Annotated in this window: 23 protein-coding genes and 1 pseudogene; 12 read left to right on the top strand and 12 right to left on the bottom strand. The window is 66.3% G+C overall.

Features of this window, described 5'->3' with window-relative positions:
* The first annotated feature begins 6 nt into the window (after positions 1-6).
* Entirely contained in the window at positions 7-270 is a 264-nt protein-coding gene (locus ACZY0R_RS10285) for a hypothetical protein (protein WP_488858257.1), read from the top strand.
* A gap of 80 nt (positions 271-350) precedes the next feature.
* On the opposite strand, the gene ACZY0R_RS10280 is transcribed toward ACZY0R_RS10285, so the two are convergent.
* Positions 351-989 carry a response regulator gene (locus ACZY0R_RS10280; protein ID WP_488858256.1) on the bottom strand — a complete coding sequence of 213 codons (639 nt, stop codon included), beginning with the start codon at positions 987-989 and terminating at the stop codon, positions 351-353.
* Positions 990-1420: 431 nt separating this feature from the next.
* Here ACZY0R_RS10280 and ACZY0R_RS10275 point away from each other — a divergent pair, with 431 nt between their 5' ends.
* Both ACZY0R_RS10275 and ACZY0R_RS10270 read left to right on the top strand, forming a co-directional pair.
* Positions 1421-1558: a hypothetical protein gene (locus ACZY0R_RS10275; RefSeq protein ID WP_488858255.1), complete on the top strand. Its 138-nt coding sequence runs from the start codon at positions 1421-1423 to the stop codon at positions 1556-1558.
* 284 nt (positions 1559-1842) lie between these two features.
* The gene (locus ACZY0R_RS10270) at positions 1843-2547 is read left to right on the top strand and encodes a response regulator (protein WP_488858254.1); all 705 of its coding nucleotides are present in this window, start codon (positions 1843-1845) and stop codon (positions 2545-2547) included.
* 105 nt (positions 2548-2652) lie between these two features.
* On the opposite strand, the gene ACZY0R_RS10265 is transcribed toward ACZY0R_RS10270, so the two are convergent.
* Entirely contained in the window at positions 2653-2835 is a 183-nt protein-coding gene (locus ACZY0R_RS10265; RefSeq protein ID WP_488858253.1) for a hypothetical protein, read from the bottom strand.
* A gap of 147 nt (positions 2836-2982) precedes the next feature.
* Between ACZY0R_RS10265 and ACZY0R_RS10260 the strand changes: the two genes are divergently transcribed.
* Positions 2983-3843, top strand: coding sequence for a transglutaminase-like domain-containing protein (locus tag ACZY0R_RS10260; protein ID WP_488858252.1), 861 nt, complete (start codon positions 2983-2985; stop codon positions 3841-3843).
* Between the two features lie 36 nt (positions 3844-3879).
* Here the strand turns inward: ACZY0R_RS10260 and ACZY0R_RS10255 are convergent, their stop codons facing one another.
* The gene (locus ACZY0R_RS10255) at positions 3880-4344 is read right to left on the bottom strand and encodes a GDP-mannose mannosyl hydrolase (protein ID WP_488858251.1); all 465 of its coding nucleotides are present in this window, start codon (positions 4342-4344) and stop codon (positions 3880-3882) included.
* Positions 4345-4989: 645 nt separating this feature from the next.
* Here ACZY0R_RS10255 and ACZY0R_RS10250 point away from each other — a divergent pair.
* Together ACZY0R_RS10250 and ACZY0R_RS10245 are read left to right on the top strand one after the other, a co-directional pair.
* Positions 4990-5181 carry a hypothetical protein gene (locus ACZY0R_RS10250; RefSeq protein WP_156176930.1) on the top strand — a complete coding sequence of 64 codons (192 nt, stop codon included), beginning with the start codon at positions 4990-4992 and terminating at the stop codon, positions 5179-5181.
* 593 nt (positions 5182-5774) lie between these two features.
* Positions 5775-6545, top strand: a complete 771-nt coding sequence (locus ACZY0R_RS10245) for an SDR family NAD(P)-dependent oxidoreductase (protein ID WP_488858250.1) — start codon at positions 5775-5777, stop codon at positions 6543-6545.
* Between the two features lie 347 nt (positions 6546-6892).
* On the opposite strand, the gene ACZY0R_RS10240 is transcribed toward ACZY0R_RS10245, so the two are convergent.
* Positions 6893-7795: a LysR family transcriptional regulator gene (locus tag ACZY0R_RS10240; RefSeq protein ID WP_488858249.1), complete on the bottom strand. Its 903-nt coding sequence runs from the start codon at positions 7793-7795 to the stop codon at positions 6893-6895.
* 92 nt (positions 7796-7887) lie between these two features.
* On the opposite strand from ACZY0R_RS10240, the gene ACZY0R_RS10235 reads away from it, so the two are divergent.
* From ACZY0R_RS10235 to ACZY0R_RS10215, 5 genes and pseudogenes are all read left to right on the top strand, one after another.
* Positions 7888-8952 carry a hydroxyacid dehydrogenase gene (locus ACZY0R_RS10235; RefSeq protein ID WP_488858248.1) on the top strand — a complete coding sequence of 355 codons (1065 nt, stop codon included), beginning with the start codon at positions 7888-7890 and terminating at the stop codon, positions 8950-8952.
* Positions 8953-8994: 42 nt separating this feature from the next.
* Positions 8995-9711, top strand: coding sequence for an RraA family protein (locus tag ACZY0R_RS10230; protein WP_488858247.1), 717 nt, complete (start codon positions 8995-8997; stop codon positions 9709-9711).
* Between the two features lie 51 nt (positions 9712-9762).
* Positions 9763-10737 carry a Bug family tripartite tricarboxylate transporter substrate binding protein gene (locus ACZY0R_RS10225; RefSeq protein ID WP_488858246.1) on the top strand — a complete coding sequence of 325 codons (975 nt, stop codon included), beginning with the start codon at positions 9763-9765 and terminating at the stop codon, positions 10735-10737.
* Positions 10738-10788: 51 nt separating this feature from the next.
* Positions 10789-11914, top strand: a pseudogene (locus tag ACZY0R_RS10220) (NAD(P)/FAD-dependent oxidoreductase).
* A gap of 54 nt (positions 11915-11968) precedes the next feature.
* Complete coding sequence (locus tag ACZY0R_RS10215) at positions 11969-12130, top strand: hypothetical protein (protein ID WP_488858245.1); 162 nt, start codon at positions 11969-11971, stop codon at positions 12128-12130.
* A gap of 16 nt (positions 12131-12146) precedes the next feature.
* Here ACZY0R_RS10215 and ACZY0R_RS10210 read toward each other — a convergent pair whose 3' ends face one another.
* The 8 genes from ACZY0R_RS10210 to ACZY0R_RS10175 all read right to left on the bottom strand — a co-directional run bounded on the left by ACZY0R_RS10210 (position 12147) and on the right by ACZY0R_RS10175 (position 19728).
* The gene (locus ACZY0R_RS10210; protein ID WP_488858244.1) at positions 12147-13175 is read right to left on the bottom strand and encodes a LacI family DNA-binding transcriptional regulator; all 1029 of its coding nucleotides are present in this window, start codon (positions 13173-13175) and stop codon (positions 12147-12149) included.
* 98 nt (positions 13176-13273) lie between these two features.
* Positions 13274-14230 (bottom strand): tripartite tricarboxylate transporter substrate binding protein, encoded by a 957-nt coding sequence (locus ACZY0R_RS10205; RefSeq protein WP_488859624.1) that lies wholly within the window; start codon positions 14228-14230, stop codon positions 13274-13276.
* A gap of 122 nt (positions 14231-14352) precedes the next feature.
* Positions 14353-15495 carry a porin gene (locus ACZY0R_RS10200; RefSeq protein WP_488858243.1) on the bottom strand — a complete coding sequence of 381 codons (1143 nt, stop codon included), beginning with the start codon at positions 15493-15495 and terminating at the stop codon, positions 14353-14355.
* Positions 15496-15604: 109 nt separating this feature from the next.
* Entirely contained in the window at positions 15605-15943 is a 339-nt protein-coding gene (locus tag ACZY0R_RS10195) for a cupin domain-containing protein (protein ID WP_488858242.1), read from the bottom strand.
* Complete coding sequence (locus tag ACZY0R_RS10190) at positions 15940-16917, bottom strand: quinone oxidoreductase family protein (protein WP_488858241.1); 978 nt, start codon at positions 16915-16917, stop codon at positions 15940-15942. The genes ACZY0R_RS10195 and ACZY0R_RS10190 overlap by 4 nt, the downstream gene beginning before the upstream one ends.
* Before the next feature lie 80 nt (positions 16918-16997).
* A complete protein-coding gene (locus tag ACZY0R_RS10185) occupies positions 16998-17882 on the bottom strand; it encodes a beta-keto acid cleavage family enzyme (RefSeq protein ID WP_488858240.1) in 885 nt (294 codons plus the stop codon).
* Between the two features lie 124 nt (positions 17883-18006).
* Complete coding sequence (locus tag ACZY0R_RS10180; RefSeq protein WP_488858239.1) at positions 18007-18774, bottom strand: SDR family NAD(P)-dependent oxidoreductase; 768 nt, start codon at positions 18772-18774, stop codon at positions 18007-18009.
* Positions 18775-18798: 24 nt separating this feature from the next.
* Positions 18799-19728, bottom strand: coding sequence for a dioxygenase family protein (locus tag ACZY0R_RS10175; RefSeq protein WP_488858238.1), 930 nt, complete (start codon positions 19726-19728; stop codon positions 18799-18801).
* Between the two features lie 248 nt (positions 19729-19976).
* On the opposite strand from ACZY0R_RS10175, the gene ACZY0R_RS10170 reads away from it, so the two are divergent.
* Positions 19977-20741, top strand: coding sequence for a YoaK family protein (locus ACZY0R_RS10170; protein ID WP_488858237.1), 765 nt, complete (start codon positions 19977-19979; stop codon positions 20739-20741).
* Positions 20742-20794: the final 53 nt, after the last annotated feature.

Here is a 20794-nt window from a genome sequence, read left to right as displayed (position 1 = left end):
GGCCGCATGGGTTACGCGCTTGCCAGCATCGGCCGGCACCACCGCAAACAGCAGGCTATCCGGCGACAGGCCGAAGTCACTGCGAGCCGGTTCGCCCTCATGGTCATGCGCAAGCCAGACCAGCGCCAGCCGGATACGTCCGGTTTGCGCGGGACCGGCATCCGGCTTGGCCGGATCCCCGTATTCGACGGAAAACCCCAGGCCCGCGAGCACGGTCGCGAGCCCGCTGATTTGCAACGCTTGCGCGCCACTCTCGGTAGTGCTGAGTAATAGCGCACGGATCATGAAATTACCTTCGGGAGCATTTGCATTTTGTTGAGCCACTGTCGGCAAGTGACCACAGGCTGGCGTCATTGCGTCGGTGTGAGGCGATATCGCCGGGCAAAGTCGACCAGGTCCACCAGCGAGCCGACCTGCAGCTTGCCCATGATGCGGGTCTTGTGGCTGCTCACCGTCTTGTTGCTGATAAATAACAGTTCGCCTATCGCTTTATTGGACAAGCCCCTGGCCAGCAACTGCAGGATGACGATTTCCTTGTCCGACAGCCGAGCGAGCCGCTCTTCGTCCGCCAGCTGTGCAACCTTCGGCAGTTCGCGCTCGTAGCGCATCTCCGGAAACACCGTATAGCCGCCCATCACCGCTTCGACGCAGCGCACGATTTCCTTCATGTCCTGCATCTTGCTGACGAAGCCCTGGGCACCAGCATGCCTCACCCGAGGGGCGAACGTGGCCTGGTCTTGCCCGGAAATCACCAGGATGCGGATCGGCGGGTAGATCAGCTTCAGGCGCGGAATCACGTCAAGGCCGCTGATGCGGGGAATATCCAGGTCCAGGACAGCGAGATCCGGCTGGAACTGCCTGGCGGCTTCGATTGCAGCCTGGCCATTGTCCGCTTCCAGAATATGGCTGACCCCCAGCACTTGCGACAACTGGGTCTTGATCACCAGGCGGAGTGCCGGGTGATCGTCGACGACCAAGATAGTTGCCACTCGCATTCTCCCCAAAAAAAACCAACAAGGAACTCACCTGCGCCGGGACACACCGATAATCAAAAGGTGGAGCGCGGATTATGTGGCGAATTTACGCCACAACTGGCCAGAAATTTCCGAGCAAGTTATAGGAAATTTCCTAAAGAACGGCTCCCGCAACCTCGAACCGCGTCTTCACAGCCAGGGCTCAAGCCGGGCGTTCGCTGATAAAAATGAATCTTGAATTACGTTTAAAGAGAGAAAATCCTACGCTGGACGCAGGGCAGACCGCGATGCCATAAAGGATCTCGCCGAGTACTTCCGCGCTGAGTCCTTCGTCGAAATATGTTCTGCTTTTCCTTAGTCACTTTCCCTCTTCTCTACGGGCACGCCGGAGCCCGGTCCCGGTTTGCGTGGCCGGCATGAAACCCTGATCTTGCCCGGACCGCCGAATGCTCCGAATCAAGCTGCTGAAAATTCCGCACAAGGCACAATTCCCCCACTATCCCCTTGACCGCTACCTGAGGCCGATCGCCACGGCACATTCGGCAGCGGCACGCCTGAAAGAGACCAATGACATGGATCACTGACATGGCGGGACGCAAAATGCGGAAATTTCGCAAACCGGCATCGTGCCGTCGGCGATACAGTCTGCAGTCACAAAACAGTACTTTCGCCGGCGCGCCGCGCCGCCATTGACCACCGTCAGCCGCACTGCCATTGGCGCAACGCGGCCTGGACGGGAGAACACGGAAGCAAGCCATGAGTGATATCACCCCAATTTGCGCAACCGGGGCACCGGAGCCACCCGCGCAGCTGGAACGGCTCGCGCGATGCAAGCCGTCCCGCCCGACGTTCTCACGGATATGAGCCCATGCTGGCCGACGTCTCGCTCTCCAAATCCCGCATCGTCATCGCCGACGATCATCCCGTCATGCTGGTGGGCCTGCGCGGCTTGCTCGCGCAGTTTGAAAGCGTCGAAATCGCCGGCATCGCCCGGAACTCCACCGAAATCCTCGCGTTGCTCAGCCGGCAGCCCTGCGAGATCCTGCTGACCGACTATGCGATGCCAGGCGGCGCCCATGGCGATGGCCTGCGCATGATCGAGTTCCTGCGCCGCCGCTACCCAGAGCTGGCGATCCTGGTATTCACCATGCTGCACAACCCCGAGCAGATCAGCGAGCTGGTCAGCTTCGACCACTTGTCCGTGGTCAGCAAGCTCGACGACGCATCCCACATCCCGAAGGCGCTGGCACACCTGCTCGCTGGCGTGCGCTACCTGTCGCCGGCGATACAGCGGCTGCTGGACAGCATCGGCCCGCCCGCTGACCTGCGAGCCCGGTTCGGGCCACTCAGCCCGCGCGAGGTCGAGGTGATCCGGCTTTACCTGTCCGGCATGTCCGTCAGCCAGATCGCGGTCAGCCTCGGGCGCAGCATCAAGACCATCAGTACGCAAAAAATGTCGGCCATGCGCCGGCTCGGCTTACGTGGCGACCTGGAACTCTACAACTACGCCGCTTCCATCGGCCTGCTCGGGCAGTACCGCGCGCACCACCTGAACGCCACAACCCGGGAATAACGGCGCGCAATAATGCAGGCGAGCGCCGCCGGCCCGCCGATACCCCGCCTCCAAACGCGCGCGAACGCCTCGAAGCCCTGCCCGGTGGCGAACGCGATGCCCGGGCTACTTCGCCGGGACGCGAAGCGCCGCGCCACCGTCGGCACTGCGGTTCCGGTCCACCCGGTCCTTCGGCTCCGCCGACGCGGCCGCCGCCGCATGCATCTCGAACCCCGGCTCGGGAGACGGCACCGTGATGGTGCTCAGCAAGGACAGCGGACACCACCAAAGCGCTTTCAACAGATTCACTGGACTTTCCCCTGAGTGCCGGTGACCATGGTCGGGCACGATACACCGCTTAACGGCAGGAAGTGGCGATCCGTTGAACTTGTCACAAACTATTCTTCAAGCAAAGCAGCCGGTTATGCTGCGTGGGAAAAAAGGGAGGGGCATCAAATGAACCGTCTTCGATACTCGGTCGACCTGTCCTACGAAGTCCTGGATGCCGAGGCGGACTTCCTCTTCAACATCGAAGCCGCCCGTACAGCCCGCCAGACTGTCGTTTCCGAGCGCCTGACGCTACCGCCCGTGCTGCGCATGGACCACTACAACGACCCGTTGCTATGCAACCGGCTGATCCGCCTGCGCGCGCCGAAGGGACATCTGGCCATTCACTATGAAGCCGTGGTCGATATCGACCATCGCCTCGACGAGCCATCGACCTTGTCGGAGGTCCCGGTCGCGCAACTGCCGTTCGATGTGCTGCCCTACCTGGCGCCGAGCCGATACTGCGAATCCGACCGGCTGATGGAATTTGCCCTGCGGGAGTTCGGCGCCATTCCGTGGGGATACACCCGTATCGTCGCGATCCGGGAATGGGTGCGCAACCACGTGCGCTTCATGTCAAAGTCCACCAACGAGCGCACCTCGGCCGTGGATACGATTGTCGAACGCACCGGTGTGTGCCGGGACTTTGCGCACCTGATGATTGCGATCTGCCGGGCCCTGAGCATTCCCGCGCGCATTTCCAGCAGCCTGGACTACGGCGCCGATCCCGCTCTCGGGCCGCCGGATTTTCATGCCTTTGTCGAAGTCTTCCTGTCGGGAAGATGGTACCTGGCCGATCCCTCCGGCACGTCCATTCCCACCGGCCTGCTGCGCATCGGCACGGGCCGGGACGCGGGGGAGATTCCTTTCGCGGCGATTTTCGGCAAGGTGGAATCCGAGCGGCCCTTCGTGCAGGTCCATGCGGTGACCGATGCGGCGCTCGGACTGGAGATGCCGCTTTTCACAGACTGGGGCATCTGTACCTGGTAGGACGGTTCTCCCCGGCCACGCCGCTTGCCGGGCCTGTCAGCGGAAATAGGCCTTGGTATATTCGTGCACATCGTCGCGGGCAAGCATCTCGGCCGGCGCCATCCAGCAGTACGCGCTGTGCTGATCGGGCTGCCCTGGCGGCTTCCCGTCCGGCTCGCCGCCCGGCAGGGTCCAGGCATAGGCAAGCACCACATAGTGCGTGGTAACGCCGGGCTCGCCGGCAAAGTTGTCCGCATAGTGATGTTCGAACACGCCGCGCGGGACTGCATCGCCACGCCTGGCCCCGGCGATGCCCAGTTCGTCCGCCACGATGCGGCGGAAGGCGGCATCCAGGCCTTCGTCCTTGCGGATGCGCCCGCCCGGCACGAACCACGTACCTTGCGCCGGCCGGTTACGGCGCCGGCCAAGCAGCACCCGGCCTTGCGCATCGGTGACGAGCAGGTCGATCGAGACCAGCGGTGCATGGCGCACCACAAAGAAGAAATCCTTCCCGACGAGCATTGAAATCGGCTCCGAAATCGACAGGCAACATCCTGCCCCGCGTTGCTTCATTCAGCCGGAGGCGGGCACGGATCCCCAGGAAAAGTACAGCGCCGGCATGGGTGGCGGGCAGGGCTGCGGCAACATGCCGTTACGCCGCGGGACAAGCGCGAAAGCTGTCGGCACGACGCTGGCGGTGCAGAAAGACGCCTCGCCCACCGGGGGATAGGCGAGGCGCAAAGCGCGAACAGGTGGGTCAGACCTGCCCGCGACGTATGGAGCCTACCCGCGGCCGCGCAAATAGAACGTGGGCTAGCGCACCAGGCGTTGCTGCGGCGATGTCACGGAGGATGGCAACGGCCTTGCCCGCACCGCCTGCAAGCTGGCTATCGGGGGGCGGCGGCGCAAGCCGGCAGGCTCGGGCTCGTTGCCACGGGGCAACGCCTGACCCGCGCGCGCACGGCTTTGTGGCCGCGCCGGATGCATGGCCTGCGCAACGCTTATGGAAAAATCATAGGCAAAACAGACCCGGAGATGCGCCGCCACCGAACTAAAAATTTGCGCGCCGCTGCCGTTATTCCCTTAGCGGCGGGCTCCGCCATGCCGCATGTTGGCGCTGCCCGCGCCCGACAGCGCCATGGCGCCCACAGAAGCCCGAGTATCCCTATGCAAGACAATCTGCCACAGCTCGCCGCGCTATGCTGCACCTTTGCTGCCGTGCTCTGTACAGCACTCGCGATCCGGCGTGCCCGGAAACAAACCCGCGTCGATCTCCGCATCTGCGACCTGGAACGACAACTCCGCGAGCGTCTGCCAAAGCGGGACGACGCAGCGGCCGATACGCGCATCTTTGGCTAACGCCATGCACCTGGCGCACTGCCCCGGAGAAGGCAAGGCACAAGCGAGCAAGGACGAGCCCGAGAACAGAGAGGAAAAAATGGGGGCTATTCTCCATACGTTGTATCAGCAAGAATACGTATGATCCGTCGCGTGACAAGTCGCAGTGCATAAGTTAATAGATCTGACAACTGGACCATAAGCGGTATTGCCGCCTGGAACGACTTGTATGCCGATCTTCGCAGCGTGATCCAGCATGCCTACACAGGCCAGAGAGCCAACGGGGCAGGATTTACGAGGTGTGGATGTCGCGGGGTGTAAAAGGCCATTCTTCGGAATGGCCTTTTTTATTGTTGCTGCCAGGCGGGGAGCCTGGCCGCAACCGTCAGCGGTAGCCGATTGTGTCGGCAGGCTTGTCCGCGTCCTGTACTTCGGGAACGCAGCGCCAGGCGTCCGGCCGGCTGCCGTCGATGTCGGTAAAGCCGTGGAAAGGCGTCCGGCGCGCAGATTCGTCTCTTTGGACGACGCACCGGCGCACCGCGCTCGCGACACCGCTGCAGGTTCCCTGCCGGATCGCCGCAGGGAGGAACCCTGATCCTGGCTAAGGAAGCGTCGTGACCTACACAGCTTTTGACCTGACCGGAAAGGTTGCCCTCGTCACGGGCGGCAATAGTGGAATCGGACTCGGCATGGCCGAGGCCATGGCGGCGGCTGGTGCCGACATGGCGATCTGGGGCACCAACGCCCGGAAAAATGACGATGCGGCCGCGCGCCTGGCCGCGCACGGCCGCAGAGTGCACACGGCGGTTTGCGATGTGGGCGACGAGGCCGCGGTGCAAACCGCCTTCGCCGAAACGGTCGCGACCCTGGGCCGCGTAGACGGCTGCTTTGCCAACGCGGGAATCGGCGCGCGCGGCGGCCGCTTCGAGACGCTCGGCACGGAAGACTGGCATCGCGTGCTGCGGGTCAACCTCGACGGGGCCTTCTTTACACTGCGCGCCGCCGCGCGGCACATGCTGGAGCAAGACGACGGCGGCGTGCTGGTTGGCACCGCGTCAGTAGCCGCCATCGAAGGGGCCGCGCGCAACCAGCACTATGCCGCCACCAAGGGCGGGCTGATATCGATGATGCGTGCGCTGGCCGTGGAGTACGCGCGCCACCGCATCCGCGCGCATTCCATCCTGCCGGGCTGGATCGCCACCGACATGACCGCCAGGGGGCAGGCGGATCCGGCGTTCCAGGAAATGGTGGGCAAGCGCGTGCCGATGCGCCGCTGGGGCGAGCCGGCCGACTTCGGCGGGATCGCCATCTATCTGATGAGCGCGGCATCCCGCTATCACACGGGCGATACGCTGGTCATCGATGGTGGCTATACCTTGTTCTGAGGGAAGAAGAGGCATCGGGGGACGCCGCTGCCGCACCCCCGATACGCATGGCGCTTGGCGGCTAGAACCTTCCCGCGGCCTTCAGGATGCCAACCAGCCCTTCCGGCCATACGGTCTCGGTGGTCGAGGCCAACTCCGTTTGCGACCACCACCTGTGGTCCGCGATCACACTCCTTTCATCGTCGGTCCTCTTTCCCGCGCCAAGCAGGTAGCCGGCGCCAAAGCCGATCACCCAGCCGCGCATCGGACATCGCTCACCGCGATGCGCGGGAAATATTGGTCCGGATAGCGCAGCCGGGCGGAAGCCGCAGTATGTTCCACTTTCCTCCCGCGCCCACGCCGCCGTTCTAATCCACCTTGTTGAACAAGCTGCTCCCATGGTCATGCAGCAAGCCGATCAGGCGATCCGCCACCGGCGATAGCGGCACGTCCTTGCGATACGTCACACCAAAATTGCGCACCAGCGTGGCCGCCGCCAGGGGCACCTCTTGCAGTTGTCCGCCGCTTGCGCGCAAGGTGCGCCGCGAGACGAAGGTCAGCAATGCCGTGTCGGCCACCACGCGGGGGATCAGCGGGATCGAATTGGTCTCGATCTGCACCACGGGCCGGGGCAGGTCGCGCGACTCGAAGGCATCGTCCAGCCAGGCCCGGCTTGCCACCGCGCGGTTGGGCAGAGCCCATTGGCAAGCCGCGAGCGACTCCAGCGTGACGCGCCGCGTCTTGAGGATCGGATGGCCCTTCGCTGCCGCGACGACCACGGTGTCCTTGAGCAGCGTCTCGCAGCGGAATTCCTCCTCCTCTTCCGGCACGAAGCCCAGCACAAGGTCCAGGCGCCCCTCGCGCAGTTCGTCGCGTAGTTCGTAGTTGTTGCGGATCGTGAGCTGCAGCATCACGTCGGCGGCCTGCCGCAGCAGCATGCTGCAGATGCGGGGCAGCAGGTATTCCGCCCCAAGCGGGCCGCTGCCCAGCCGTACCGTGCCGGCTACCCCGCGCGCGATGGCGCTTACCTCGTCGCGCAACAGGTCGGCTTCCTGCAGCAGCAAGGTTGCGCGCGCCCGCAGCGCGATACCGGCCGCGCTGAGCTTCTGTCCCCTGCCGTCGCGCTCGAACAACCCGGCGCCGAGCGACGCCTCCAGCCGGTCGATGGCCTTGGTGAGCGTCGGCTGGCTGCGGTGCACCAGTTCTGCCGCGCGCCGGAAGTTACCCGCGCTGGCCACGGCAAGGAAGTACTTGAGATCGCGGAGGTCCATGGAGTGCGTGGAGTGCGCTGCCGGAGGGGCAGCCTTGATTGATTACTAATATTTAACGATTTCCAAAAATTATAAGCTGGACGGAATCTGTCGTGAGGACAAGAATTCAGCACCGCATCGGCCGCACGCCGATTGTCCAACGCCTGCTGACCGTCTCCATGCCATATACCGTTCTCGTCACCGCTCCTCGCCTGGCCCCGGCCGGCGCCCGCCTGCTGCAAGCGGCCGGTTCGCGGATTCTCTATCTTGCCAATGCGGATGACGCTGGCGAGGTAGCGCGCATCCTCGCCACCCAACCGGTCGACGCCGTCATCTCCCGCACCGTCGCACTGAGCGGTGCCGCCGTCGCGGCATGCCCCACGCTGAAGGTGATCTCCAAGCACGGCGTAGGCGTTAGCAACATCGACGTGGAAGCCGCAACCGCGCGCGGCATTCCCGTCTACGTCACGCCCGGCGCCAATGCCCGTTCGGTGGCTGAACTCACGCTCGGCCTGATGTTCGCGGCGGCGCGGCGCGTGGCGTGGATGGACCGGGAGATCCAGGCCGGCCGGTGGTCGCGCGCGCAGGACGGCATCGAACTGCATGGCCGCACGCTGGGCCTGGTCGGCTTCGGGCAGGTCGCGCAACGGGTCGCCGGCGTATGCCTGGCGCTCGGCATGCCGGTGCTTGCCTTCGACCCGGCACTGGCCGGGCACGCCAGCCCCGTGGAGGGCGTGGCGCTTGTCGGCACGCTCGACGCGCTCCTCGAAGCCAGCGACGTGCTGAGCCTGCACGTACCGCTGAACAGCCACACCCGCAACATGATCGGCGCGCCGCAGTTCGCGCGCATGCGGCACGGCGCCATCCTGCTCAATACGGCGCGCGGCGAAGTGGTCGACGAGCCGGCGCTGGTGCAGGCGCTGCAAAGCGGCCAGCTCTACGCAGCCGGACTGGACACCATGGCGGTCGAGCCCCTGCCCGCCGGCAGCCCGTTGCGCGGCCTGGACAACATCGTCCTCACGCCCCATGTGGGCGGCTCCACGCCGGCCGCCCTGGCCGCGATGGCGAGCGGCGCCGCGCGCAATGTGCTCGGCTTCCTGCAGGGCACGCCGCCCGCGGCCACCGCCTGCGTCAATCCGCAGGTGCTGGACGGCGCCCCGGATGCCCTCAGCGCGTGACAGCGCGCCCCCAACCGACAGCAAGACACGAAGGAGACCTGGATGAGCAACGAAGCAAGCAGCACCGAAGCCGGCAACAAGGCATGGCCCGCGGGCTACCGCATCAACTCCTGCGCCGCCGGCCCCGCGCCGGACATCGTCGCCGCCTTCCGCGATATGCCGGTGGCGGCGATCGGCGATGCCATGAGCCGCAATATCGGCACCATCGGCCTGCGCCCCTATCACAGCCGGCCGGACACCGTACTGTGCGGGCCGGCCGTCACCGTGCGCGTGCGCCCCGGCGACAACCTGATGATCCATAAGGCGCTGATGATGGTCCGCCCCGGCGATGTGCTGGTGATCGACGGCGGCGGCGACGTCACGCAGGCGCTGGTCGGCGGCCTGATGCGCACCACCTGCCTGGCCAAAAAACTCGGCGGGCTGGTGATCGATGGCGCGGTGCGCGACGTACTCGAATGGGCGGAAGACGGCATGCCCATCTTTGCGCGCGGCAATACCCACCGCGGCCCGAGCAAGGACGGCCCCGGCGAGATCAACGTGCCCGTCTCGTGCGCGGGCATGGCCGTGCTGCCGGGCGACCTGATCGTGGGCGACGCGGACGGCGTGATCGCCGTGCCCGCCGCGGAGGCCGCCGATATCCTGCAGCGCACCCGCGCCCACCTGCAGAAGGAGGCGCGGATTCGCGCCGACAACGCCGCCGGCACCTCGGACCCCGAACGGTTCGACGCGGCGCTGCGCGCCAAGGGACTGCCGGTCTGAATCCGGCGCGGCACCGCCCGCGCGGGTGCCAAGAAAAACAGGAGACAAAACATGCAACGACGTCATTTCCTCCAGGCCACCGCCGCCATGACGCTGGCCGCCGCCGGCATCGCCCGTGCGCAAGGCGCGTGGCCGCAAAAGCCCATCCGGCTGGTGGTGCCGTTCCCGCCCGGAGGCGGCACCGACACCACCTCGCGGCTGGTCGCCGAGAAGCTGACCCTGACCGACCACTGGACGCTGGTGGTGGACAACAAGCCCGGCGCGGGCGGCAATATCGGCCTGGACGCGGTGGCCAAGTCGGCGCCGGACGGCTACACCATTGGCATGGGCCAGGCCGCCAACCTGGCGATCAACCCCGCGCTGTACCCGAAGATGCCGTTCGATCCCCTGAAGGATTTCACGCCGGTCGCCGGCGTGGCGGAACAGCCCGTGGTGCTGGTGGTGCGCCAGGACTCGCCGCTGCGCACGCTGGCCGACTTCGTCAAGGCGGCCAGGGCGCGCGACGGCGATATGGGCATCGCCCAGGCCGGCAACGGCACCGTGGGCCACCTGGCCGGCGAGATGCTGGCGCGGCGCGCCGGCGTGCGTGTGCTGCAGGTGCCGTACAAGGGCGCCGGCCCGGCCATGACAGACCTGCTCGGCGGCCAGGTGGACACTTACTTCGGCAACACCGTTTCCGTGATGCCGCAGTTGTCGGCCGGCAAGATCCGCGCGCTGGCTGTGACGTCGGCGAAGCGCCTGCCTTCTCTGCCCGCAGTGCCGACGGTGGCCGAACAAGGATTCGCAGGCTTCGAGGCCACCACGTGGCTGGGCCTGGTCGGCCCCGCCGGCTTGCCCGCCAATGTCACCGAGCGGCTGGGCGCGGCGACCATCAGGGTGCTGGCGCGCCCGGACGTGCAACAGAAGCTGGCGCAGGAAGGCAGCGTGCCGACGCCGCAGACCGCGGCGCAGTTCGCCGCGCACATCCGTGCCGAGCACGCCAAATGGGGCGCGCTGATCCGCGAAGCGCAGATCAGGCTGACCTGAGACGCCAGACGGAAAGCAAGCCCAACCTTGTTCAACCGGAGTTTCTGCAAAATGGAAAGCGTTGACTGCGCCGTCATCGGCGCTGGCGTGGTAGGTCTCGCCATCGCCCGCACCTTGTCCGCCGCCGGCCGCGAAGTGGTCATCCTGGAGGCGGAGAACGCCTTCGGCACCCACACCAGCGCGCGCAATTCGGAAGTCATTCATGCGGGCATCTCGTATGCGCCGGGCTCGCTCAAGGGCAGGCTTTGCGTGGCGGGCAAGGCGGCGCTGTACGACTACTGCGCCGAGCGCGGGATCGGCCACCAGCGCATTGGCAAGCTGATCGTCGCGGTACAGGAAGCTGACCTTCCCGAACTGCACAAGTACGTGGAGCTAGGCACGGCCCAGGGTGTCACCGACCTGCGCATCATCGGCGCCGCCGAGGCGCGCGCCCTGGAGCCGGAAGTGGCTTGCGCGGGGGCCTTGCTGTCACCGTCGACCGGCATCGTCGACAGCCACGGCCTGATGCTGGCCTACCTGGGCGACGCAGAACGCCATGGCGCTGCGCTGGCACTGAGTAGTCCGGTGCTGGCAGGACAGCCAACCCCGGATGGCATCGTTCTGAAGGTGGGCGGCGCCAGAACCAACGGAGTTGCTGTGCGGCACCGTCATCAACGCGGCTGGCCTTGGCGCGCAGCGAGTGGCAACGGCCATCGCGGGCATGCCGGCCGACAAGATCCCGCCGCTCTATCACGCCATCGGCCACTACTTCACGCTGGGCCGCCCATCGCCCTTCCAGCGCCTGGTCTATCCCACCGGCCGCGCGGGCGCGCTGCGCGCGCACGTAACGCTGGACCTGGGCGGGCAGTGCAAGTTCGGCCCGGACCTGGATTGGCGCGACGGCGTGGACTACCGCTTCGACGCCTCGCGCGAAGCCGCGTTCTACCGCGCCGTGCGCCGCTACTACCCCGGCCTGCGCGATGGCGACCTGCAACCCGGCTACACGGGCATCCGCCCCCGCCTGGCCGGCCCGGGGTCGTCAATGCACAACAGCGCCACCGACTTCATCGTGCAAGACGAGCGCGAGCATGGCATTCCGGGCCTGCTCAACCTGTTTGGCATCGAGTCGCCGGGGCTGAGCGCATCGCTGGCCATTGGCGGTTACGTCGGGGAACGGGTGGCCGCGCTGACGCCCTGATTGCCGGCCACTGCCGGCTGAGGAAGCTCAGTCCATCTTGATCCCGTGCGGAGCGTGGACCTGGACGGCCTGGCGCCGCAGGCGGAAACCGGCATCCACCTGCTGCGCGCGCTGCCGCGTGCAAGCGCCAAGGTACGCGCCTTTCGCGAGCATCTGAGCGCCAGCATCGGCAGCCCGCCACGGTGGCAGGTTGCCATGGCGCCGCCGGGCGAATAACCCTGACTGATGGCCGTCAGGCCGCCGGCGGCGCCGTCGAGCCGCGGACGATCAGCTCCGGGCACAGCACCACGCTGGCTGCCTCGGCGCCCGCGCCTTCGATGCGCGCCAGCAGCAAGGTAGCAGCCTTCGCCCCCATTTCGTGCACCGCGATGCGGATCGTGGTGAGCGGCGGCGTGAGCGCATCCACGAACGGCATATCGTTGTGGCCAACCACCGAGACCCGGCCAGGGCAGGCGATCCCCGCTTCGCGGAAATAGTCGTAGCATCCCAGCGCCACCAGGTCGTTGCCGGCGGCGATCGCAGTCAGGGCGGGAAACTGCGCGAGCAGCGCCTGGCATGCCTCGCGGCCCGCTTCGCGGCCGTAGTTCGCCGCTTCCACGATCATCCATTCGCTCTTGCGCAGCTTGTGCTTGCGCACCGCTTCGATAAAGCCCAGCTTGCGCTGGTGCCCGGTGGACAACGAGTCCGGACCGGCGATATGGCCGATACGGCGATGGCCCAGCGCAAGGAGGTGATCCACCGCCAGCCGCATCCCCACCATGTTGTCGCTGACCACGCAGGGCACCCTGTCGAGATCCTCCCCGCGATTGACCATGACTACGGGGATGTTCTGCTTGACGCAGTAATCCAGGACGGGATCCTCGCGCTCGGCGGTGGCGAGGATCAGGCCATCGACCTGACGCCCGAGCATCTGGTCGATGACGAAGCGCTGCCGCGCCTTGTCGGCGCCGACATTGACCACGATGGGCACATAGCCTTGCGAGGCCAGCACGCCTTCGAGCCCGGCGAGGATGGGTGGAAAGACGGGATTGGCAATATCCGGCAGCACCACGCCGATCAGTCCGGAGCGCTTGGTGCGCAGGCCGGCGGCGATGCGGTTCGGCCGGAAGCCAAGCTCATCCGCCATGCGCAGGATGCGCTCCGCCACCTCGTCGGCGACCAGGTGCCGGGTGGACGCATTCATCACCCGGGAGACAGTGGAGTAATGGACATCCGCCTTCGCCGCCAGGTCCTTGAGGGTAATGCGCTTACGCTGGTCCATGACGGCAGGCTGGGATGTGCGGTGAATGAGAACACGCCATTTTATGCGAAGACGCCCGAGCCGCCCTCCATCCCAGGCCGCCGCGGCTTGCCGGCGCCCTACTGGCCAGCCTGCGCGCCCGACTGCCTGACCACCGGCGCCAGCTTGGCGATCTCCGCCTTGATGTAGCGCTCGAACTCCTGCGGCGTGGACGTACGCGGCTCCGCCCCTTGCACCAGCAGGCGCTCGCGCACCGCCGGCGTGCCTAGCGCTTTCGCGATTTCGCCATTCAGCGCCGTAACGATCTCCTTCGGCGTACCGGCAGGCGCCAGCACGCCGAACCAGGACTCGAATGCATAGCCGGGCAGGCCCGACTCCGCCACGGTCGGGATGTCCGGCAGCGAGGTTGCCCGCCGGGGCGTGGTGACCGCCAGCGCCTTGAGCTTGCCCTGGCGCACGAACGGCATCGCCGAGACCGTGGGCGCAAACATCAGGTCGACGCGGCCGGCCATGACATCGGTCAGCGCCTCGCCCGTGCCCTTGTAAGGGATGTGCGCGATGTCCACGCCAGCCTCCATCTTGAACAGCTCGCCGCTCAGGTGGGTCGAACTGCCGGAGCCGGCCGAGTCGAAGTTCATGGCGCCCGGCTTCGCCTTGGCGGCCGCCACCACGTCCTTGACCGAGCCCAGCTTGCTGGCGCCGTTGACCACCAGCACGTTGGGCACCGTCGCCACCAGCGTCACCGGGGCGAAGTCCTTGACGGTGTCGTAGGGCAGCCTGGGATACAGCGTGGCGTTGATGGCATGCCCGACCGAAACCAGGATCAGGGTGTAGCCATCGGGCGCCGCCTTGGCGACCAGCGCGGCGCCAAGCGTGCCGCCGGCACCGGGCCGGTTCTCCACAATCATCTGGTAACTGCCGGATTCGCCCAGCCTGGTGCTGACGATGCGGGCGAGGATATCGGTGGCGCTGCCCGATGAGAATGGCACCACCAGCCGGATGGGCTTGGCGGGGTACTTGGCCGGCTGGGCATGTGCCTGCCCGGAAACGCCCGGCAGGGCGAACGCACCCGCCACGCCGGCCGCGACGGCGGCGCGTATCAAGCTCTTTCGAATCACGTTTGTCTCCTCCACCGCCTCGTGGCCGGCCGGATCGCAATCCGGCCGCGGTTGGGCGGCGCGATGGTCAGGTTCGAGGGTTAGAAGTAATGGCGCATGCCAAGCGCGAAAGTTTGCGGATCGGCCCCCGCGGACACCCCGAGACCGTTGATGGCGAAATCGTAGATGGCGTTCTTCTTGTTATTGATGCGGCTGTAGTAGGTAAAGAGCGCGGTGCGTTTGGACAGCGGATAGTCGTAGCCGATCGTGATCTGTGTTGCGCCGGTATCCGCGCCGCTGCTGATGGACCCCACCGTCTCGGTGGCGTTGCCAGCACCGTTGCTCGCCAAGGTGAAGCCCAGTTTTATGCTGCCCGGCCCGAACTTTTGCACCACCGAGGTGTAGTAGCCGTTGCGTGTCAGGTCGCCCGTGGCGGTGCGGTAGTGCAGCCGTTCGTAGACCGCCGCGATCCTGGTGGTCGGGAACTGGTACGACACCCCGACCTTGATGGCGTCGTCGTTGCGGCCGGCAGCCTGGTAATGCTGGTGCAGTTCGTAGGCCAGCGCCACATTGAGCGGCCCGCGGTCATAGGTCGCGGCGAACGAATACAGCGCAGGGTTGCGCGGCGTTGTGAGCTTTTCCTCGGGCACGCCCCAGCCCACGCCCCCACGCAAGCCATTCCATTCGGCGCTGCGGTACTGCGCGATGTTCTGCTGCCGGCGGTCGAAGGAACTGGGGTTCTGGATGTTGTTCGTGGTCGATGCCGCGCCGTTGCTGATCAGGGCCATATACCCGGCCGTGGTCGGGTAATAGGGGTCGTATTCCATGGTGGCCTCGGTGTACGGCGTGGTCCAGTGCCCCATGAAGAAGGTCCCGTAGCTGCCGGTCAGGCCAATGCGCGAGTTCCGTCCCGCAATCTGCCCGGTCCCGTTGTCAAGCGACAGGTTGCTTTCGATCTGCCAGATTGCCTTTAGCGTTCCGCCGAGTCCTTCCTCTCCCCGCAGGCCGAAGACCGACCGGTTATTGGTCACCCTTCCCATGCCGCCCAGCGAAGTACCGTCCGTAGCGGTGCTGGCACGCGAATACTCGATGCTGGTATTCAGACGCCCATAGATCGTCACCGAGGATTGCGCGTACACCGGAGCGCATGCCACCGCTACCAGCGCCAGCCACCGGTGCCCGGCACCGCCTGTGCCACAACCCTTGCCCGCATCCTCCCACCCATGCCTCCGGGCTTCTTCCATGTTCCCTCCCCTTGGTACGGGATCGCAACGCGCGGTTCACCAAGTCAGGTTCACCACGTCAATTTGAAGCATATGCAAACGTTTGCATCCAAACTAAAAATCTGCATGTTTATGGCGGACAGGGCATGGCCAGCAGCAGCATGGCAGGACGGTTCCCTGGATTCTCCACCTTGCGGGCTTCGCCCGGCGCAAGCCGCACCGAGTCGTATTGCGCCAGTTGCACAACCTCCGTCCCGGTGCTGATGGTTACCTCTCCCTCCAGCACCACGTAGTGCTTTTCCAGGGGCGAAGCATCCAGCCCGGTATGGCCGCCCGGCAGGATGACCGAGACGCCTAACCAGAGCGACTCGGACGGGCCTGCCTCGTGGCCCTGCAGGCGCAGGCAGCGCATGCCCTCATGCCGGGGCGGGAAATACGCCGGCGCCGTGGCGAAACGCGTCGTATTCACGGCGTCAGCACCACGCGTTCCCGCGCGCCCTGCAGCACGGCGCGATACGCGCCGGCAGCACGGGCCAGCGGAAAGGTGTAGTCGGCGCGCACCGGGAAGGGCTTGAGCTGCTCCGCCGCGAACATCGGGGCGAGCTGATCGAAGACCGCCGCGCATGCGATGCTGTCCATCGCCAGCGTATCGATGCCCACATAGGTATGCTGGCCGCGGTAGAAGGCAAAGATGTCGAACGGCACGGCGCGGTCGATGGTCGAGATGAAGATCTGCGCGGCGCCGGTCGCCATGGCCTTGTTGGCCTGCTCGAAGTACGGGCTGCCGACCGTGTTGTAGACGATATCGGCCCCGTGGCCGTCGGTTTCTTCCCGCACCAGCTCGGCGATGTTGTCGCGGCTGGCATCCATCATGCGCACCGTGCTGCTTGCGTGGCCACGATACGGGCCGGCCTCTCGCTCCACGGCGAATACATGAGCGCCCAGCGCGGTGGCAATCTGGATGGTGGCCTGGCCAACCTTGCCGTTGCCGCCGCAGACCAGCACCACGCTGCCCGCCTTCGGCAAGCCGGCGCGCCGCAGGCCTTCGTAGGCGGTCACGAACGGCACGCCGACCGCGCCGGCTTCCCGCAGCGGGACGTTGGCAGGTTTCTCGCGCACAGCGGCGGCGTCCAGCGTCAGGTAACGGCTATGCGTGCCGTCGCGCCGAATGCCAAGCTCGCCGCCGCTGCCCCAGACTTCCTTGCCCAGCAGGTGCGCGGGCCCGTCCACCACCACGCCGGCGTAGTCGCGGCCAGGCACGCGCGGCCACACGGCGTGCGGCATCAGTCCCAGCGTGGCCTTGACGTCGCTCGGGTTGACGCCGGCACTGGCCACCTCGATGACGCACTGGCCGGCGGCGGCAGTTGGCTTGGGATTTCCGACGAACTCGAGCCGCAGCTCGTCGATGTTTGCGGCCTTGCGGGAAACGCGGATAGTGTTCATCTTGTCGTGCACCTGGTTACGTTTGTAGGTAGTTGTGTTGTCAATATGAAGGAGCGCCGCTGGCAGGATTGCCTTCGCGCTCATGCCGCCCGCAGGCCGAGCGTGGCCCGGGCCTCGCGCGGCGACGCGATTGCGCCGCCCAGCGACGCGATGATGTCCCGCGCCTTGGCGACCAGCGCGGCGTTGTCCGGGGCGAGCACGCCCTTCTCCAGGTAGATGTTGTCTTCCAGGCCGACCCGGACATGCCCTCCCGCCAGCCACGATTGCGCCACGATCGGAAACTCCGCGCGCCCGACGCCGAAGGCCGACCAGTGCGCGCCCGGCGGCAGCATGTTGCGGGCATAGAACAGGGTTTCCGGCGTGGCCGCGAAACCGTATTTCACGCCGAGCACGAAGGTCCAGAGGCCGGGACCGTCCAGCACGCCATCCTTGATGAAGTCGCGCGCCATGTGGAGGTCGCCGGAGTCGAAGATCTCAAGCTCAGGCATGACCCCCGCGCTGCGGATGACGGCCGCCATCTTGCGTACGTTCTTCGGCGTGTTGATGACCACGTCGGGGCCGGAGTTCATGGTGTTGAGGTCCAGCGAACATACATCGGGGCGCAGCGCGGCAATATGCGCCACGCGCACCTCCGGACGAACCAGCGTGGTGCCAGCGGCGGCCCGGCGAGGCTCGTCGTCGTCTGGCACGAAGCGTCCGCCGGGGCCGGTGGTGAGGTTGATGATCAGTGCCTTGTTGCGCTTGCGGATCTCTTCGATGACCTCGGCGTAGTACTCGAGCGCCATCGATGGCCGGCCGGTCGCGGGATCGCGTACATGGATGTGGGCGGCGGCGGCGCCGGCCTCGGCTGCTTCCAGTGCCGCGGTGGCGATCTGCGCGGGCGTCACGGGCAAGCCGGGATGTTGCTCGGGGGTGACGATGTTGCCGGTGACGGCGCAGGTGATGATGGTATTTCTGCTGTGCATGGCGGTCGGGTTGATGTCTTGAAAACTGGTTCTTTGCGCTTCAGTGTGCGGGCTACCCCTCGTCGAACGAGATCTCGCGCCGCCGTAGCTCCCCTCTCCCACGGCGTGGGCGAGCGGAGCTGAATCACCCAAGCTGGCGCCCGCCATCGACCACGATGGTGGTGCCGGTGGCAAATCGCAGCGAAGTAGCACAGGCAACAATGGCATCGGCCACATCGTCCGGCTTGCCGATGCGCTTTAGCGGCGTGGTCTTCGCCGCCCGCTCGTTGAAGGCGCTGTCGCGCCCCCGCACGAAATCCGTATCCACCACGCCGGGCGATACGTTGAGCACGCGGATCTCCGGCGCCAGCGCGCGGCCCAGCGAGACGGCCATCATGTCGAGCCCCGCCTTCACCGCGCAGTACGCGACATTGCTGCCCATGCCGGTGCGCCCAGCGATCGATCCCACGTTGACCACCAGCCCTTCCCCGGTGGCCTTCAGGTGCGAGGCCATCGCGCGGATCGCGGCGAACTGCCCGCGCCAGTTGACGGCGAACATCTGGTCGATGAGCGCGTCGTCCAGCGTGTCCAGGTCGCCATGCGGGATCGCCGTGGTGAAGCCGGCGCTGTTGACCAGCATGTCGATGCGGCCGTACTTGCGCTGGACTTCATCGGCAAGGCGCGTGAGCGAGGCCGAGTCGCTGACCTCCGCCACGGCAGCGTGGTGATTGCCCGCCGGCAGTCCGGCCACGGCGCGCGCGGCCGTCTCCGCCTTGCGGCCGACCAGCACGACACTGGCACCGAGGCTTGCCAGCTTGCGTGCCGTGGCCATGCCGATGCCGCCCGTGCCGCCAAGGATGACGGCTACCTTGCCGGCAAGCTGCGGCATCACTGCTTGATCTGGAATTGCCATCTTGAGTTCTTCTGTCGTTGGTAATCAGTCGATGGGAGGCGTCGGGAAAGTCTGCTCGCCGGGCTCCAGCACGAAGTTGAAGTCGAGCGTGTAGAACGGCGCGGAGAGTCCGCCCCACGGGCTGGCGCCTTCGTCCACGCGGCGGAAGTGACCGACGAGTTCGCGGTGCACGCCGAAGGTCACGTCCGATTCCAGGTGTTCGGAGTCATCCGCGAACACCTGCGTCACCAGCGTGCGATAGCCCGGCGCGGCCGCGATGAAATGAATATGCGCGGGGCGGTACGGATGGCGGTTCTGTTCGGCCAGCAGCTTGCCGACGGGCCCATCGGTGGGCACGGGATAGCCCGCCGGGCGCACGGAACGGAAGTGGAAGCGGCCGTTCGCATCGGTGCGAAAAGCGCCGCGCAGGTTCTTGTCGGGCTGCGATGGATCCTGGTTGTCGTAGAGGCCGACCGGCGATGCCTGCCAGGCCTCCACCAGCGCGCCCGCCAGCGGCTCGCCCGCGATGTTGCGCACCTGCCCCGTTACGAACAGCGGCAGGCCCGGCGTTTCGCCTTGCACCACGCAATCCCCGCAGTCGTAGGACGGCGCGCCGCCGCGATAGAACGGCCCGAGCAGCGCGCCCGGCGTGCGGCCACCGGTGGTGCCGTTGTTCATCAGCGTGACCAGCGTCGACAACCCCAGCACATCCGCCGCCAGCACGACTTCATTGTTGGTGGCGTTGGTGGCGTGGCCAAGCGCTGCGAGGTAGCGCAGCCCGAACTCGAACTCCTCGTCACTCGGGCGCACCTCCCGCAGGAAGGCGTGCAGATGATCGACCAGCGCGTCGACGACCTGGCGCAGGCGCGGGTCGGCGGTATCGTGCATGGCCTGCTTCACCAGCTGGCTGAGCGTGTGTTCATCGTCCACCACGGCAAGGCCCTGGCCAGGCCTCGGGGCAAGTATCGTCTCCATATGCGTCTCTCTCGCTTTGGGTTATGCAAACGTTTGCAAGACCTCCGCATTATGGGCCAGCTTTTGAAAAAATCAAGGAAATTTGCAACGCGGTCTGGCAGGCGGATCAAGGCACCACGCTGCCCTGAGCGGCGGGTACGGCTCCTGTACGGAGGGAGCGATGCTGGCGCTTAGACCCTCGCACCAATGGTTCCGTCCTATGCTGTAGTACAGTCAAGCGCCCGCCTCTTCACAACCATGAGACCGCCATGCCGACCATGCCGCAATCGCCGCCGCAACCCCAGGCAACCGCCGGCAACGTGCTCAAGGCAGCCTGGCTTAGCCTGGTGGCAGGCTACGTCGACGTGGTCGGCTTTATCGCGCTGTTCGGGCTGTTCACCGCGCACGTGACCGGCAACTTTGTCATGGTCGGCGTGGAACTGGCGCACTCGACCACCGGCGTGGCGGCCAAGATGCTGGCGTTGCCCGTGTTCGCCCTGTCGGTGGCGGCTACCAAGATCGCGATCGACGCCATGCTGGCGCGCGGCAAGCCGCCGCTCCCGCCGCTGCTGGTCACGCAGGGGGTGCTGCTGGCCTTGTTCATGCTAGCCGGCTGCCTGGCCTCGCCCGTCACCTCGCCCGACATGCCCTCCGCCATCGCAACCGGCATGCTGGGCGTGGCCGCGATGGCGGTCCAGAACGCGCAGTCGCGCATCGTGCTGACCGACCATGTGCCGACCACCATCATGACGGGCAACAGCACGCAGGTCATCATCGACCTGGTCGAACTCGCGCGCGGTCCGGCCGACAAGACCGCGCCCGCGAAGAACCGGCTGCGCAAGATGGTCCCCGCCATCGGCGCATTCGCCGCCGGGGCCGTGTCCGGCGCCTATGCCTACGTGTTTGCGTCCTTCTGGTGCCTGGCGGTACCAATCGTCATCCTGCTGGCGCTTGCGTACAGCTACCGGTCCACGCAGGCGGCGCCGGCTGCCGGCACCGGGCCGAACCCGGCTGCGGCCGAGAGGCAGTCCTAGTCCCCGTGCCTTGCTCCCTGCCTTGCGCGTGCGCCTTGTAAGCTAAGACGAAA

It is taken from the genome of Cupriavidus sp. F041 (assembly GCF_057814235.1).
The sequence above is the reverse complement of the archived record's forward strand: the minus strand, read 5'-3'. Positions and strand labels throughout refer to the sequence as shown.

Bases quoted from the DNA above. Each gene is read 5' to 3' on its own strand.
- ACZY0R_RS10285 (WP_488858257.1), top strand. From the start codon at position 7: ATGGGTTACGCGCTTGCCAGCATCGGCCGGCACCACCGCAAACAGCAG.
- ACZY0R_RS10275 (WP_488858255.1), top strand. From the start codon at position 1,421: ATGCTCCGAATCAAGCTGCTGAAAATTCCGCACAAGGCACAATTCCCC.
- ACZY0R_RS10270 (WP_488858254.1), top strand. From the start codon at position 1,843: ATGCTGGCCGACGTCTCGCTCTCCAAATCCCGCATCGTCATCGCCGAC.
- ACZY0R_RS10260 (WP_488858252.1), top strand. From the start codon at position 2,983: ATGAACCGTCTTCGATACTCGGTCGACCTGTCCTACGAAGTCCTGGAT.
- ACZY0R_RS10255 (WP_488858251.1), bottom strand. From the start codon at position 4,344: ATGCTCGTCGGGAAGGATTTCTTCTTTGTGGTGCGCCATGCACCGCTG.
- ACZY0R_RS10250 (WP_156176930.1), top strand. From the start codon at position 4,990: ATGCAAGACAATCTGCCACAGCTCGCCGCGCTATGCTGCACCTTTGCT.
- ACZY0R_RS10240 (WP_488858249.1), bottom strand. From the start codon at position 7,795: ATGGACCTCCGCGATCTCAAGTACTTCCTTGCCGTGGCCAGCGCGGGT.
- ACZY0R_RS10230 (WP_488858247.1), top strand. From the start codon at position 8,995: ATGAGCAACGAAGCAAGCAGCACCGAAGCCGGCAACAAGGCATGGCCC.
- ACZY0R_RS10225 (WP_488858246.1), top strand. From the start codon at position 9,763: ATGCAACGACGTCATTTCCTCCAGGCCACCGCCGCCATGACGCTGGCC.
- ACZY0R_RS10210 (WP_488858244.1), bottom strand. From the start codon at position 13,175: ATGGACCAGCGTAAGCGCATTACCCTCAAGGACCTGGCGGCGAAGGCG.
- ACZY0R_RS10200 (WP_488858243.1), bottom strand. From the start codon at position 15,495: ATGGAAGAAGCCCGGAGGCATGGGTGGGAGGATGCGGGCAAGGGTTGT.
- ACZY0R_RS10190 (WP_488858241.1), bottom strand. From the start codon at position 16,917: ATGAACACTATCCGCGTTTCCCGCAAGGCCGCAAACATCGACGAGCTG.
- ACZY0R_RS10185 (WP_488858240.1), bottom strand. From the start codon at position 17,882: ATGCACAGCAGAAATACCATCATCACCTGCGCCGTCACCGGCAACATC.
- ACZY0R_RS10180 (WP_488858239.1), bottom strand. From the start codon at position 18,774: ATGGCAATTCCAGATCAAGCAGTGATGCCGCAGCTTGCCGGCAAGGTA.
- ACZY0R_RS10175 (WP_488858238.1), bottom strand. From the start codon at position 19,728: ATGGAGACGATACTTGCCCCGAGGCCTGGCCAGGGCCTTGCCGTGGTG.
- ACZY0R_RS10170 (WP_488858237.1), top strand. From the start codon at position 19,977: ATGCCGACCATGCCGCAATCGCCGCCGCAACCCCAGGCAACCGCCGGC.